The 14,226-nt window shown below is 66.0% G+C and carries 16 protein-coding genes; 14 read left to right on the top strand and 2 right to left on the bottom strand.

The genetic code is table 11. The features are described 5' to 3' along the window. Positions 1 to 399: 399 nt before the first annotated feature. The 13 genes from KBX46_RS24040 (at position 400) to KBX46_RS23980 (ending at position 13,052) form a co-directional block, all read left to right on the top strand. Positions 400 to 1,920: a terminase large subunit gene (locus KBX46_RS24040; RefSeq protein WP_210794150.1), complete on the top strand. Its 1,521-nt coding sequence runs from the start codon at positions 400 to 402 to the stop codon at positions 1,918 to 1,920. Next, complete coding sequence (locus tag KBX46_RS24035) at positions 1,911 to 4,853, top strand: phage portal protein (RefSeq protein ID WP_210794149.1); 2,943 nt, start codon at positions 1,911 to 1,913, stop codon at positions 4,851 to 4,853. The genes KBX46_RS24040 and KBX46_RS24035 overlap by 10 nt, the downstream gene beginning before the upstream one ends. A 45-nt stretch (positions 4,854 to 4,898) precedes the next feature. Further along, on the top strand, positions 4,899 to 5,144 hold the full coding sequence (locus KBX46_RS24030; protein WP_210794148.1) for a hypothetical protein: 246 nt from the start codon (positions 4,899 to 4,901) through the stop codon (positions 5,142 to 5,144). A gap of 36 nt (positions 5,145 to 5,180) precedes the next feature. Continuing rightward, a complete protein-coding gene (locus KBX46_RS24025; RefSeq protein ID WP_210794147.1) occupies positions 5,181 to 5,774 on the top strand; it encodes a hypothetical protein in 594 nt (197 codons plus the stop codon). Further along, a complete protein-coding gene (locus KBX46_RS24020) occupies positions 5,771 to 6,100 on the top strand; it encodes a hypothetical protein (RefSeq protein WP_210794146.1) in 330 nt (109 codons plus the stop codon). Before KBX46_RS24025 ends, KBX46_RS24020 begins: the two co-directional genes overlap by 4 nt. Before the next feature lies 1 nt (position 6,101). Next, positions 6,102 to 6,512, top strand: a complete 411-nt coding sequence (locus KBX46_RS24015) for a hypothetical protein (RefSeq protein WP_210794145.1) — start codon at positions 6,102 to 6,104, stop codon at positions 6,510 to 6,512. 231 nt (positions 6,513 to 6,743) lie between these two features. Beyond that, a complete protein-coding gene (locus KBX46_RS24010) occupies positions 6,744 to 7,052 on the top strand; it encodes a hypothetical protein (RefSeq protein WP_210794144.1) in 309 nt (102 codons plus the stop codon). Between the two features lie 145 nt (positions 7,053 to 7,197). Continuing rightward, entirely contained in the window at positions 7,198 to 7,647 is a 450-nt protein-coding gene (locus tag KBX46_RS24005; RefSeq protein ID WP_210794143.1) for a hypothetical protein, read from the top strand. After that, positions 7,640 to 9,493 (top strand): hypothetical protein, encoded by a 1,854-nt coding sequence (locus tag KBX46_RS24000; protein WP_210794142.1) that lies wholly within the window; start codon positions 7,640 to 7,642, stop codon positions 9,491 to 9,493. Before KBX46_RS24005 ends, KBX46_RS24000 begins: the two co-directional genes overlap by 8 nt. Then, entirely contained in the window at positions 9,493 to 10,737 is a 1,245-nt protein-coding gene (locus tag KBX46_RS23995; protein WP_210794141.1) for a hypothetical protein, read from the top strand. The genes KBX46_RS24000 and KBX46_RS23995 overlap by 1 nt, the downstream gene beginning before the upstream one ends. Beyond that, positions 10,734 to 11,816, top strand: a complete 1,083-nt coding sequence (locus tag KBX46_RS23990; protein ID WP_210794140.1) for a DUF5047 domain-containing protein — start codon at positions 10,734 to 10,736, stop codon at positions 11,814 to 11,816. Before KBX46_RS23995 ends, KBX46_RS23990 begins: the two co-directional genes overlap by 4 nt. Before the next feature lie 92 nt (positions 11,817 to 11,908). Continuing rightward, on the top strand, positions 11,909 to 12,538 hold the full coding sequence (locus KBX46_RS23985) for a hypothetical protein (protein ID WP_210794139.1): 630 nt from the start codon (positions 11,909 to 11,911) through the stop codon (positions 12,536 to 12,538). A gap of 4 nt (positions 12,539 to 12,542) precedes the next feature. Then, complete coding sequence (locus tag KBX46_RS23980; protein WP_210794138.1) at positions 12,543 to 13,052, top strand: hypothetical protein; 510 nt, start codon at positions 12,543 to 12,545, stop codon at positions 13,050 to 13,052. 60 nt (positions 13,053 to 13,112) lie between these two features. Here KBX46_RS23980 and KBX46_RS23975 read toward each other — a convergent pair whose 3' ends face one another. Continuing rightward, positions 13,113 to 13,307, bottom strand: a complete 195-nt coding sequence (locus KBX46_RS23975; protein ID WP_210794137.1) for a hypothetical protein — start codon at positions 13,305 to 13,307, stop codon at positions 13,113 to 13,115. Positions 13,308 to 13,559: 252 nt separating this feature from the next. On the opposite strand from KBX46_RS23975, the gene KBX46_RS23970 reads away from it, so the two are divergent. Further along, the gene (locus KBX46_RS23970; RefSeq protein ID WP_210794136.1) at positions 13,560 to 13,745 is read left to right on the top strand and encodes a winged helix-turn-helix domain-containing protein; all 186 of its coding nucleotides are present in this window, start codon (positions 13,560 to 13,562) and stop codon (positions 13,743 to 13,745) included. On the opposite strand, the gene KBX46_RS23965 is transcribed toward KBX46_RS23970, so the two are convergent. Further along, entirely contained in the window at positions 13,730 to 13,933 is a 204-nt protein-coding gene (locus tag KBX46_RS23965; protein ID WP_210794135.1) for a hypothetical protein, read from the bottom strand. The two genes, KBX46_RS23970 and KBX46_RS23965, sit on opposite strands and share 16 nt — an antisense overlap. Between the last annotated feature and the right edge of the window lie 293 nt (positions 13,934 to 14,226).

Genomic DNA, 14,226 nt, shown 5'->3' with positions numbered 1-14,226 from the left:
ATACCTTGAGGCTGCGTGTGCACCATGCAACCTGTTCATTGGTGAGCCAGTGACCAGCCCGGCACCACTGCCATGGGACGAATGGTGAACCCTGTGCCACTGATTTTCCCCATGGGGGCCTATAGCAACACCCCCGTAGTAAGTGTTTTCCCTGCCCGGAGGTCCCCATGAGTCATGATCATCCGACAATGAGTGAGATCGTGGCCGATTCGGTCCGATCCGCGACCATTACGGCCTCAGACGCCGCTGCGGTGGAATTGGCCCGCAGATATGCGACTCTTATTGATCAGCAGCCGGATTCGGTTGTGGAGGTGGGCCCGAAACTGTTGGCGGTGCTGGCGGCCTTGAGAATGACGCCAGCGGCCCGTCTAACGGGTTCAGGAAAGGGGGGTGAACAGAGTGACGCTGACCCTGCCGCAGCCGCTCTCCGTGCCCTCCAGGACCGTTCTCGGGCACGTAGAACCGCGACTGTGGACTGCGCCGCTTAGGGAACTGACCCCGGAAACCTCATACGGGTTCGAGGTCATCGACTTCGCCCGGGACATTCTCGGGATGCCGCTGGATTCGTGGCAGGAGTGGTTGGTCATCCACGCGGGTGAACTGCTGGAGGGCGGGCGGCCCCGATTCCGCAAGGTTTTGGTCATTGTGGCCCGCCAGAACGGGAAGACTCACCTTCTCAAAGTCCTGGCCCTGTACTGGTTGTTCGTTGAGCAGTGGCCCATGTTGCTGGGTACGTCCGCGAACCTCGCCACCGCGAAAGAGGCGTGGGAGGGGGCCATTGAGATGGCCCTAGGGGTGCCGCTGCTGGCCGGGCAGATCCAGGCCGTGATGCGCGGAAACAACGACACCCATTTGAAGCTCAAGTCCGGCGGTAAGTACAAGATTGCAGCGGCGAACCGTAAGGGTGGCCGTGGGCTGACCCTGGACCGGCTGATCATGGATGAGCTGCGGGAGCAGCACAACTACACGGCCTGGAAAGCCGCGATGCCCGCGATGAACGCCCGCCCGGATGCTCAGGCGTGGCTGATCACCAACCAGGGTGAAGACAAGTCCATCGTCCTGAATTCGTTGCGGGACACCGGGGTCCAGGCCCTGGGCGGCAACGTCATTGACCCCGAGTTGGGGTTCTTCGAGTGGTCCGCCCCCGACGGGGCCTCCCCTCTGGACCTGGACGCCCTGGCACAGGCCAACCCGAACCTGGGGCACCGGTTGCGCGGCGCGTCCCTCCTGGCGGACGCTCAGCGGGCCGTAGAGGCCGGTGGGGAAGAGTTGACCGGCTTCCGCACGGAGATCATGTGCCAGCGGGTGTCCGCCCTCGACGCGGCCGTGGATCCGCAAGCCTGGTCCGCCGGGAACGTGCCGGGTTCCTTGGCGGAAGCGAAGTCCCGGGTGGCGCTGTGCCTGGACGTGTCGGTGACCCGCCGTCACGCCACCCTGGTTGCCGCAGCGGTGATGCCGGACGGTCGGGTCCGGACCCGGGTGGTCGCGGCGTGGGAGGGCCCGCAGGCAACGCAGGAGTTGCGCCGGGACCTGGCTGGTTGGGTGCGGAAGGTGGGCCCGCAGGCTTTCGGGTGGATCCCGAACGGTCCGGCGGCTGCTCTCGCGGCGGATTTGAAGGAACGTCCGGGGCGGGTGTCTCCGTTCCCGGCGAATTGTTCGGTGGAGGAAATCCGGGCGGAAGTCTCAGCGGTGTGCATGGGTCTGGCGGACCTTGTTGACGCTGGCCAGGTTTTGCACAGTGATGATCCTTTGCTAAACAGTCACATTCTCGCCGCCGAGAAACTGTGGAGCGGGGATGTGTGGAGATTCAGCCGTAAGGGGGGCGGGGAATGTGACGCTGCCTATGCGGTCGCCGGAGCCATTCACCTGGCCAAGACGCTGCCCACACCAATTGGCAAACCTCGCATTTTGTGGGCCTAGTGGCTACAGTTCCTGGTATGGCAGGTTTTTGGCGTTCCATCTTCACGAGCGCCTTTACCATTCCTGCGCTTCCGGCGACATTCGCCGCCGAATCTGACCCACAACTGGTTGACCGCCTTGTCATCGAAATGGGGGGCAAAGGTGTCGCCACTCGGGTCGGTCGCGAAGAGGCAATGTCAATCCCGGCGGTACTGCGGGGCCGGAACCTGATTTGCAGCATCTCCAGCCTCCCGCTGATCCAGTACGGACCCGACCGCAAGCCGGCCCGCAATCCGCTGCTGGAACAGATTGATCCCGACGTCGCGAACATCACGACCCTCTCCCAGACGGTGGAGGACCTGCTGTTTGAGGGCATCGCTTGGTGGCGGATCATCGAATCCGGCTGGGGCGACTTCCCGACGAGTGCCCGACACGTTGACGTTGCTTCCGTGTCGCTGCAACCGCCCGCCGGTCGCAATCTGGCTCCGCTGCCGTCCGGCGTGGACCCGCGTGACGCGGTGGTGTGGGTTGACGGCGTTCCAGTCCCGGCGTCGCAGATGATCCGGTTCGATTCACCGAATCCGGGTGTCCTCAAGGTGGCGGGGGCGGTTATCCGCCGGGCCATCAAGTTCGACCGTGCCGCCGGAATGTATGCCGACGACCCTCGCCCGTTGGATTTCTTCACCACAACTGAGGGCGCGGATCCGGCCGACGACGATGAGGTCAACGAACTGTTGGCCAAGTGGAAGAAGGCCCGGCAGGCGGGTGGCACCGCCTACGTCCCGTTCTCCATGAAGTACAACGCGGTGGACGTGATGTCCCCGGCGGATCTCCAGTTGGTGGAACTGCAACGCCAGGTTGGCCTTGAGATTGCCAACGCTCTGGGCCTGGACCCGGAAGACCTCGGTATCTCCACCACCAGCCGCACCTATCAGAACGCGGTGGATCGCCGCCAGGACCGCATCAATGACGTGCTGATGCCGTACATGCGGGCCATCGCGGACCGGCTGTCCATGGGCGACGTGACCCGGCGTGGCTACACCGTCTGGTTCGACCTGGACGACTACATGCGGGCGGATCAGGTGGCCCGCGTCAACTACTACCGCGAAATGATCGCGATGGGGGCCATGACCGTGGACGAGGTCCGGGCTGAGGAGCGGATGCCGGCCCTCACGAGCCAGCAGAAGCGGGAACTGACCCCGGCACCTACTCAGGCACCCGTCGCGGCCCCGGCGGCTGTAGCGGCCTCTGGCGACGGTGGGGTGTCTTTCTCTGCCGAACCGCAGGGGGCCACGTTCGGGTTCGATAGTGAGTCCGCCTCGTTCGCCGTCGACGTGGAGGCCCGGACCATCACCGGTCTGGCGGTGCCGTACGGCCCGGTGGCGCGCAACCAGGGCGGCCGTTACCGGTTCGCTCAGGGGTGGGCACGGTTCGCTGATATCGGCCGGGTGAAGCTGCTCCGCGACCACGACCGTACCCAGCCGCTGGGTCGCGCCGTCGAGCTGGACGACACCCCACGGGGCCTGATGGCGAAGTTCAAGATCAGCCGCGGAAAGGCAGGCGATGAGGCCCTGGCCCTCGCCGCCGATGGGGTCCTGGACGGCCTGAGTGTCACGGCGGACTGGCACGACATGCCGGACCAGGTAGTCCGTGACCCCAACGAGCCGTCCGTGTGGCTGGTCAAGGCAGCCAAGTTGCTGGAGGTGTCGCTCACCGCGATGCCCGCATTCGATGACTCTCGCCTGACGTCTGTCCGGGCGAGCCAACATGAGGGGAATGAGATGACCGACGCGATCGAGCCGCAGGCTCCCGCCGCCCCGGCCATTGCGCCGGACATGAGTGCCCTGTTTTCGGCATGGGCGGCCCAGAACATCCAGAACCAGCCGGTGGGCATCCAGGCGGAAACCCGCCAGGTCGTCAACCCGACCCGGGTTGCCATGACTTCGGTGAACGAGGCCACCCCGTACCGGTTCGACCGGAAGGGCAACATCCAGCGCGGTAGCCACGACTTCTCTTCGGATCTCATCGCGGGTTCCCAGGGTGACAAGTCGGCCCTGGACCGGGCCGAGACGTTCATGCGGGCACAGTTCGATGTGGACCGCGCGGACGTTGCTCCCGCGAACCCGAACCGGTACCGGCCCGACATGTACGTGGACCAGCGGGAGTTCAAGTACCCGCTGTGGAACGCCATCAACAAGGGCACCCTGGCGGACTCCACTCCGTTCACCTTCGCCAAGTTCAACACCGCCTCCGGTCTGGTGAACAACCACACCGAGGGCGTTGAGCCGACTCCGGGCACGTTCACTGAGGCCAGCCAGACGGTCACCCCGACCGCCATTTCCGGCAAGGTGGAGATCACCCGGGAAACCTGGGATCAGGGTGGCAACCCGCAGATTTCCAACCTGATCTGGCGTCAGATGGAGCGGGCCTGGTACGAGGCCCTGGAGGCTGCGGCCGTTGCGGTCCTGGACGCCGCGACCCCGACCGGAATCACCCTCACCACTGGTGGCGGTACGACCGGTCAGACCCTGGACTCTGAGCTGACCGCCGCGTTCGCGGCCCTCCAGTTCATCCGGGGCGGGTTCTCGATGGACTTCATGGCCACCCAGATCGACCTGTACAAGGCCCTGGTTGCCGCGAAGGACACCACCGGCCGTCGGCTGTACCCGGCCCTGGGTCCGACGAACGCTTCCGGCACCGTCGCTTCCCGGTTCGCCACCGTCGACGTCAACGGCGTCACCGCCATCCCGTCGTGGGCCCTGGCCGCGACCGGCATCGTCGCCGCGTCCAGCTACCTGTTCGACTCGGAGTTCGTCAACGGCTGGGCCACCGCCCCGCAGCGGCTGAACTTCCAGTACCGGGTTGCCTACGTGGACCTGGCGATCTGGGGCTACAAGGCCACCGCGATCAGCGACGTGAACGCCGTCCGCGAGGTCATCTACGACCCGGCGTGATCCGGGCCTGACGACTGACTCCCGAGACAACGAAAGGAACTGATCGTGGCGAACCAGACCCAGACCCAGAACCAGACCCAGACCCTGCGGGCCACCAGCGTTGACGAGGTGGAGCGGCTGCGGGCCGAGAACGAGGAACTGCGGGCCCAGCTCCAGGACCAGAAGTCCCCGGCCAAGCCGCACGTCCCCTCGTTCCTGCCGGAAGGCACCCGCGAGGAACTGGAGCGCAACGGTGAGGCCGTCAACCCGTTCACGGGCAAGAAGCTGACCCGCGCGGACCTGGACAAGTAACCAGCGACACCGATCCAACGGAAGGGGGTGACCATCATGGGAATCCGTGCCACGTCCAGCGTCGCAGCGTTGCTGCCGATCGGCGGACAGTGGGTCATTGAGGTGGAGAACCGCGACCTGACCGGCTACCCGGCGGCTGCGACTCCAACCGTGGTGGTCACCCTCCCCGCCGGGGGTACCGCCACCCCGACCTTCGAATCCACCAGCACGGGCCGGTACCGGGCCACGTACACGGTGGGCACCGCCGGGCGGTACATCGCCCGGGTCACCACCACCGACGACGCGGTGGACTTCGCCGCGTTCGTGTACGCCACCACCGCCGGGACCGGGATGCCTCAGGTTGCCGACGTTGTCGAGTACCTGGGTCAGACCTCCCACACCGAAGACCAAATCCAAGGTGCCCTGGACGCTGAGGCCGCCGCACAGCGGTCCGTGTGCCGGGTGGGTGCCGTGTACCCGCCGGATCTGCGGGAGGCCCTGCTACGGCGGGTGGCCCGCAACCTTGCCATGCGGCAACTTCCCTTGGCCGTGCTCCAGGGCGACGCGGAGATCGGCGGGTCGGTGCTTCCGGGCCGCGACCCGGAGATCCGCCGCCTGGAGGCCCCTCACCGCCGGTTGGTGATCGGGTGAGCTACCGCGACGACATCGCCAACGCCCTGTCCACCGCCGACGGGGTCACCGGTTACGCCTACCGGCCCACCACCCCGCTACCGGGTGACGCGTGGCCGCTGTCGGGGCCGTGGGACCGCTCAGAGGGCTTGACGTTCATCCGCACGTGGCGGGTGGTGGTTCTGCTGCCTCAGGACGAACGGGGCGCTTCTGACTGGGCTGACGACCACATGGAAGACCTGGTCGACGCCCTGCTCCCGGTGGGGTTCGTGGACCGCATCGAGTTCGTGCCGGCACCCGCTGAGGGATCCGACCAGTTCGCACTACAGATCACCATGAGGAGTTGACATGCCGGCCCCCGCCAACTACATCGTCATGCGGAACGCGACCATCACCATCGATGACGTCGAGTACGCGAACCAGCTCACGAAGGCGCGGCTGGTCCCCGACACCCCGATCCAGACCATGCGGACCCTCGTCCCGGACGGTGTGATCCAGGACGTCGACTCCACCATCTGGACCCTGGAACTGGCCGGGGCGTCCATCTGGGCGACCGGTGGCCTGGCGAAGGCCCTGACCGACGCGGAAGGCGACACGGTGGAGGTCGTTCTCCAGCCGAAGGTTGGCACCGGCCAGCCCACCGCGACCTTCAACATCGTCGCCATGCCCGTCACCTTCGGTGGTGAGCAGGGCCAGATCATCCCGTTCGAGGCCACGTTCCCGGTCGTCGGCGGGGTCACCTTCGGAACCTCCAGCTAAGGGGATCGGACATGCCGTCAATGTCTAACTTCCTGACTGGTCTACCAATCGGGACCACTGAGGTTCCGATCCTGGAGTGCGGCGAATTGAGGCCCTTCTCCAGTGATCCGCAGGACCCGCGTCGAATCCTGGCCGTCGAGCTGATCATTGAAAACGGGGCGGCCCTCGTGGATGACCTTTCTGAGATCCGCGACCATGTCGCATCTATGAACAAGCGCAGGGGTGAGTGACATGCCGTCAATGCTGTTCGAGTTGCGTGTCGAGATGGAAGACGGGGCCACGTATGACGTGGTCGCTGACCAGCGCGACGCGGCCAAGTTTGAGGTCCAGCCGTTTGGGTGCACCACCAGTGAGATCGCGTCCCGGATCTCTACCGCCATGCGGTACATGGCCTGGTCGGCACTGTCTCGGCGGAACGTGATCACCCTCAAGTGGGATGAGTTCGACGCCCAGTGCGTCGAGGTCACCGACATGCCCGATGAGGAGTCGGTCGTCCCGGCGGATGCCTTGGACCCTGGCCAGACGGTTCCGTCCGCCTGAGCCTGGTCCGCCTGGCACACGCCACGGACCGGCCGCTGATGGGACCGGACGGCTTGGAGAACTGGGACCCCCGGGACCTGGCAACCCTGGTCGACATTTTGGACGAGGAACGAGCAGCGCGGAAAAGGGCAGGGGGGTGAGGGGAATGGGGACGCTGGATCAACTGATCCGCGACCTCCAGGCGTTCGAGGGACGCAAAGAGGTCATGCGGCAACTGCGTAAGGAAATCCGCGAACCCATCCCCGCCGTCCGGACCGCGATCCGCCGCCGGGCCCTGGACACCTTGCCGGCCCGGGGTGGCCTGAACGTGTGGGCGTCGAAGACTCAGGTCACCGCGACGGTGTCGGTGACTTCCCGGGCCGCCCGGGTCCGGTTGAAGGGATCCCGGAAGTCCACAAAGGACAAGAGTGACATCCGCCGCCTGGACCAGGGGCGGGTACGCCACCCGTCGTTCGGTCGACGCGGCAAAAGCCAGTGGCACAGCCAGAACGTCACGGCGGGGTTCTTCACCGAACCTGCGGCTGAGGCGGACGAGTGGCGTGACGCGTGCCAGCAGGCATTGGAGAACGCAGCGGTGGTGATCACTCGTGGCTAGTCGTGACGCAACCTTCGACCTCGTCGCCCGGGACAAGACCAGTCCCGGCATCCGGTCCGTGGAGGGCAACCTCAAGCGGGCGTCCCGGGAAGCGGAACGCACTGGTGGTGTCTTCGCCAAGGCGTTCAGCCAGTTCACCAAGAGCGGGTCGGCGATCCGGACCGTATCCGACCAGTGGGGGCGGGGGTTCAGCCGCATCGGCCAGGCCGCGAAGCGGTGGTCGGACTCCGGGTCCACGTCCGGGAACCGGTTCGTACGCGGCGTGTCCCAGGGTGTCGGGTCGATGCTCAAGGTCGGTGCGAAGGTCGGCGGGCTGCTGTTCAAAGGCTTCTCCGCCGGGCTGGGTGCCCTGTCTGAGGCGGGGTCCCTGATCGGGAAGAACCTGTCCAACGCCATCCAAGCCGCCGGGCCGTACGCCCAGGTGGCCATGGCGGGTCTCATGGGCCTGGTCGTCCTGGCCGCAGCCGCAGCCGCACCCGCCATCGGGGCCGTGATCGGTGGTGCCATCGTTGGTGGTGCCGGGATCGGTGGCATGGTCGGTGGCCTCATCCTCGCCGCGAAGGACCCCCGCGTGTCCGGGGCGTTCAGCAGCCTCCAGCGCGACGTTTCCCGGATGCTCGGTGACGCGGCCGAGTCGTTCGGTCCGGCCGCCCTGGACGCCGTCAGGATCGCCCGGGGCGCGTTCCAGAACCTGATGCCGGACCTGCGTCGCATCTTCAACACCACGTCCACGTTCGTGGCCCCACTGACCCGGTCCCTGGGCAGGGCCGCCCAGTCGGCCCTGTCGGGGATCGCCCAGGCGGTGGAAAAGGCCGGACCGATCATCAACGCGGTCGGGGAGGGTGTGGAGGAAATCGGCCGGGCCATCGGTTCCGTTTTCCGCGACCTGTCTGACAATGGCGCATCAATGGCTATCGCGGTTCGGGGCGCGTTCGGCGTTGTTGCCGGTGCCATTCGCGGTTTCGGTATCGGGTTGAACATCCTCGTTGAAACCTTCGAGGCGTTCATCAACATAATCCCGGGCGGGAAGGCGCTGCTGGAGCGTTACGCCGCGTCCAGCAACACTGCTGCGGAATCGTCCAAGGGGTTGGCCGGCGGGCTGCGGGGAATTGGCACCGACTCGGCGGCTGCGGCTAACGGACTCGCGGATGTCCGGGCGAAGGCTCAAGAGTTGGCCGATTCGAACATCAGTTTCCGTGAGGCTCAAATCGCGGCGAAGAACGCCACCGCTGAGGCCACCGCCGCGTTGAAGGAAAACGGTAAGGCGAAGGGCACCAATACGCAGAAGGGCCGGGAGAACGAAGCGGCCCTGAACGCTATGGCCACCGCGTTCAACAATGAGGCCACGGCCGGTGAGCGTAGCGGTATCAGCGCGAACGACGCCAGCAACGCGTACCACAACAACCGGGCCGCCTTGGTGAAGATGGCGGAGAAGGCCGGCTATTCGAGAACGGAAGCGAACAAGCTCGCCGCCCAGTTGTTGAAGATCCCGAAGAACGTGAACACCACCATCAACGCGGACACGTCCACCGCCACGTCGAAGCTGGTCACGTTCCAAAAGCAGGTGAACGGGCTTAGGGGTAAGACGGTCACGGTTCGGGTTCAGTCCAGCGGTGACCATTACATTCCGGGTGTCGGCACCCAATTGAAGGGGTTCGCCTCCACCGGTTCGTGGTCCGCTTCCGACGGTGCCGGAACGCACCGCAGCGGTGGCCCGACGAAAACGGAAATGACCCTGACGAACAACATCTACCTGGACGGTCAGTTCCTGTACAGCTACGTCGATAAGGCGATTGCTGGCTCCGAGCGTAAGCAGAACTGGCACGCCCGGAACGGGAGGCGGTAATGGCTGTCACCATCGTGGCCACCGAACAGGACGTGGAACCGCCCCGGGTCCTGGTGTCCGTCACCGGCCTCACCGTCGGCGATTCGGTTCACGTGTACCGGGTGACCGGTGGCGAACGAACCCTGGTCCGGGCGGGTGCCTACGCATCAGTCCCGGACCCGTCGTTCCTGCGCATTGATGCGGAGATGCCGTTCGGGGTGCCCGTGTCGTACCTGGCGATCGTCAACGGGACGGACGAGTACACCACCACCCCGGACACGTACACCCTCGCCGGGGGCCAGGTGGTGGTCACCGACGCGATCAGTGGCCTGGCGGCCCAGGCGGTGATCCTGGCGTGGCCGGAGAAGCGGTACGCGCGCCCGGTGTCGGTGTTCAAGCCGGGTGGCCGCAACGTGGTCGTGGCCGGGGACTGGGGCCAGTACGAGGGGACCATCGAGTTCGTCACGGAGTCCACGTCGCAGCGGGACAACCTGATGACCACCCTCACCGAGGCCACGGAAGGTGTGGTGCAGATCCGCCAGCCTGGCACGAAGGCGTACGACGGTGTCGACTCGTACGTCACCGTTGTCGGGGCCACGGACCGGCGGCACAGTCAGGACGGGTCGGACCCCCGCCGGGTCCTGGCCGTAGACGCGGTGGAAACCGACGCGTGGCCCCAAACGTTGGAGGCCCGGGGGTTCACCCTCCAGGACATCGCCGACGCGTACACCGACCCGGTCCTGATCAAGGAGTGGACGTTCACCAGTACCACCGAGAGTTGGACCACCACGAACGGCGCGGTGGCCCGGGTCGCGTCCCCGTCGGCGGTGGGTGACGGTTCGCTGCGGTGGACCCCCAACAGCACTGGTGTTACCGAAATCCGATCACCGCTAACGGCCCTGACTGGTACTGGTCCCGGGGCCACCTACGGGCTGACATTTTCGCTGTATTCGGCGCTGGGGATCAGCGCTTTGCTTGGCTATGTGACCCTCGGGTTCTACAACGCCGGCAGCGCGTTCATCAGCGGTTCCGGGTCGGTGTCTATTGGCGCGGTGAACGCCACGACGTGGACCATTGCCACCGTGGGATTCACCGCCCCGGTCGGGGCGACACAATTCCGGGCCTCATTCACTCACGTCGGAAATGCCGGGCCTACCGAACTGCTGTACTTCGATTCGGTTCAGGCTTATGAGGGGGCCCCTCTCCTCGAATTGTCGAATGACTTCGCCACCCTGCTGGATATCGCAGAGGCGGACTGGTCATGATCCACCTGTCTGACACCGCCCAATCGGTCCTGACCCGCAGCCACAAGCGTCGGGTCATGGTCGAGTCGTGGCGCGGTGGAAAGCTCCTCGCCGCCTCCGTGCCCGTCGACACGGCAACCGAAGAAGTGGACCGGTCCCGGCGGGTGCCGCAGCGGCTCACCCTCACCGTGCCCCGGCGGGTTCAGGGAGTGTCGTGGGCACCCACCACCGACACCCACCCCCTCGCCGCGAACGGGCAGTGGCTGCGCGTCCAGTTGGGCATTGAGGTCGGCAACGGGATCACCGAATGGTTCCAACGCGGCTGGTTCGTCATCCACTCAAGTAACGCGGACGGGGACACCGTCACCGTGGAAGCGGTCGGGTTGCTGCACCTCATCGATGAGGCCCGGTTCGTCACCCCGTTCCAGCCCACCGGCACGTTCTCCACCACGCTGCGGCAACTCCTCGAACCGGCCATGACCGTGATCATCGACGGGGCCCTCAACGACCGGGCGGTCCCGGCAAGCATGAACTGGGAAGAAGACCGGCTAGGCGCAGTCGGTGAACTGTTGGACGCGTGGCCGGCAGCGTCGCGGGTCACCGAACACGGGTTCCTGCACGTGTACCCGGCCACGACACCCACCACCGCCGACCTGAACCTCAGTGACACGGGGCCCGACGCGACGATCATCCGATCCACCGGCGGATCCACCCGGGAAAACGTGTTCAACACCGTCGTGGCCCGGGGCACCAACTCAGACGGGGCCCAGGTGCAAGGCGTCGCCTACGACACCACCGGCCCGAAAGCCATCGGGGGCCCGTTCAACCCGCTGCCGGTGCCGTTCTACTTCCCGTCGCCGCTGCTCACCACCATCGACCAGGTGAACCAGGCCGCGCAGACCGTCCTGGACCGCAAGCGCCAAGAGGCGGGCCGCGAATTCCAGGTCGAAATGGTGCCCCACCCCGGCCTCCAGGACGGCGACACAGTGTCCATCACCACCGATGAGGTGTCCGGGTTGCTATGCACAGTCCAGGCCCTCACGTTGCCGTACACGGCTGATGGCGGGTCGCAGCTTCTGACCGTGAGGAGCCTGACGTGAACCCCGTAGGGTCAATCACCGCCACCGCCACCGCAGCGAAGTCCGGCTCCACCGTCACCGTCAACATCGGTGGTCAAGTCACCACCATCCAGGTGGCCCGCGACCTCACCGTCGGTGCCGGGGACGTCCTGGCCGTGTTGCGCATCGGAGCCCAATGGGTCGCGGTGGCCCGCATGTTCACCGCCGCGATCACCGACCCGCCCCCGATCATCGCGGCCCCCAACCCCACCGAGGTTGTCCGGACCGGAACCCTGGTGGTGTCCCCGGTGGACACCGGGTCGTACCGGGCCTCGTTCGGGTGGCGCACCGACAACACCGACGTGTCCCAGGGCGACGACGGGCGAGGCAACCACACGGGGGCGGTGTTCTACGGCGACGCGCCACGAAGCCTCACCGGGGCCACCGTTACCGGGGCCACCGTTCAGGTCCAGCGGATCCAAGGCGGCACGTTCACCGCTCAGGCCACCACCATGCGGTTAATGACGGAGTCCACCAAACCCGGCGGCACCCCCACCCTCACCTCCACCACAGCGGGCCCATCCCTGGCCGTTGATACGGAAACCATCTTCACCGTCCCGAATTCGTGGGCGCAGGCAATGGTCAACGGAACCGCCGGTGGGATTGCATTCTTTGACTCAGACGGTTCACCATTTGTGAGATTCGCCGGACGCGGTTCCTGGTCGCCGGCTTTCACCCTGGCCATTACCTGGCAGAGAGGTTAAGACAATGCCGACCACCCCACTGGGATTCACCTACCCGGCGTCCACTGGTCACGGGCGAATCTGGGAACACCTCCAGACAATGGCCCAGAACATTGACGGGACGCTCCAGGGCCGCACCCCTTTGCAGGGCAACGCTTCCCTGTCCTCGAATTACACCCTGACCGCTTCCATGGCCGACCTCACCGGCGCGTCCGTCACCATCAACATTGGTGCCGCCGGACTGGCCGTGTACTTCCTGGAGTTCACCGGCGACTTCACCCTCGTCACCGCCGGGAGTGTCACCGGGGTCATGTCTTGCCTCATTGACGGGGTGCCCGGTGGCCGGCAAGTTATCTGGAACCCGGCCAACGCGGCGGCGGGGGTACGGGCAACCGTCGGCAACTCGTGGGCGGGTGTCGTGTCCGGGTCGGGAAACCACACGTTCAAGCTCCAGGCGCAAGGACTGGGCACCCCCGCCCTGGGACGTCTCGGTGCCACCCACACGGGTCTGTCCGTGGTGGTGCTGCCCTACTAGGGCCCACAGACGCAACCGCCCCCGGATGACGGCTCCGGGGGCGGTTGCTTGTTCTGCGGGTCAGTTGGTGCGGGCGTTGCGGTACCGGGTGGCCCGCTGCTCCCGGTAGTCGGCGAGCAGTTCCGCTGCCTCGTCCAGGCGGGGGCACCCCTCGTCGGTGCACTGGGTGCACAGGTTCTTCTCATGGAACTGGACGCAGTACGAACTTTGCTCCACATAGAACGGGACGTTCGTCAGGATCCTCTCCACGCTCACCGTGGTTCCCCTTCCGGCCGTACCCCCGCAGGGACCGGGAACCCCGTTCACCGGTCCCCACAGGGGATTAGGGGGCGTTTCCTGCCAGGGAGACACCCGAGTCCCGAATCTGGCATACCCGGGTATGCCAGGTCAAGAACTGATCACAGGTTGTCACCGGTGATGATTGACGACATGGCGGACAGCATGGTCAACTCGGCGAATCCTGCCAGGGAGACCGTCATGCCAGCCCAGACCAAAACGGACCGACTCATGTCCGCCATCACCGCCCGGATCAACGCCGGGGAGTTCAACCCCGGAGACAAGCTGCCCAGCGGCTCCGAACTGATCACCGAGTACAACGTGTCCCGGATGACCGTCCGGATGGCCATGGAACGGCTCAAGGCCGCCGGGGTCGTGGAATCCATCGCCGGCAGCGGGTACTACGTCGCCGACTGATCCAGGCGGGCCAGCAGATCCCGGCCCTCAGCCGGGGCCAGCTTCTCCGACAGAACGAGACGGGCCACCACGTTCCGCATGAAGCGGGGATCGTGGTGGCCCATGTCGGTGATCATCGTGGCGACGAACTGGAACGTCGCCGACGGGACCGGTTGGGGGCGGGTACGAAGGAACGGCAAAAGGGACACGGGGACGGCTCCGCTTCCGGGTCGGGGCGGGGGTCACGGACTGTGAACCCCGCCGGGTTGGTACCGATAAACAGACGCACAACGCTCCGGTGGGAAGGGCCCCCACCTGGGGTAAGCACAACGTCCAGCCCGGTACAGACAACTGCTACCGCGACTACGCGCAGACCAACGCGAAGACCCTCGCTGGCCTCCTCGACGCCAACTGACCTCACCCGATCCGGGTGGGGCCGGGTCACCCGCAGCGCCGGCAGGCTGGGGACGGTGGGTACGACCGCCCGGGGGTGGTCGACGCC

Origin of the sequence: Micromonospora sp. C81, assembly GCF_018070425.1 — a bacterium.
GTDB classification, from domain to species: domain Bacteria; phylum Actinomycetota; class Actinomycetes; order Mycobacteriales; family Micromonosporaceae; genus Micromonospora; species Micromonospora zamorensis.
The sequence above is the reverse complement of the archived record's forward strand: the minus strand, read 5'-3'. Positions and strand labels throughout refer to the sequence as shown.

What these genes read in the sequence shown, in the direction of transcription:
- KBX46_RS24005 (WP_210794143.1), top strand. Translation starts at nt 7,198, where the DNA reads ATGGGGACGCTGGATCAACTGATCCGCGACCTCCAGGCGTTCGAGGGA.
- KBX46_RS24025 (WP_210794147.1), top strand. Translation starts at nt 5,181, where the DNA reads ATGGGAATCCGTGCCACGTCCAGCGTCGCAGCGTTGCTGCCGATCGGC.
- KBX46_RS23990 (WP_210794140.1), top strand. Translation starts at nt 10,734, where the DNA reads ATGATCCACCTGTCTGACACCGCCCAATCGGTCCTGACCCGCAGCCAC.
- KBX46_RS23995 (WP_210794141.1), top strand. Translation starts at nt 9,493, where the DNA reads ATGGCTGTCACCATCGTGGCCACCGAACAGGACGTGGAACCGCCCCGG.
- KBX46_RS23980 (WP_210794138.1), top strand. Translation starts at nt 12,543, where the DNA reads ATGCCGACCACCCCACTGGGATTCACCTACCCGGCGTCCACTGGTCAC.
- KBX46_RS24010 (WP_210794144.1), top strand. Translation starts at nt 6,744, where the DNA reads ATGCCGTCAATGCTGTTCGAGTTGCGTGTCGAGATGGAAGACGGGGCC.
- KBX46_RS24015 (WP_210794145.1), top strand. Translation starts at nt 6,102, where the DNA reads ATGCCGGCCCCCGCCAACTACATCGTCATGCGGAACGCGACCATCACC.
- KBX46_RS23970 (WP_210794136.1), top strand. Translation starts at nt 13,560, where the DNA reads ATGTCCGCCATCACCGCCCGGATCAACGCCGGGGAGTTCAACCCCGGA.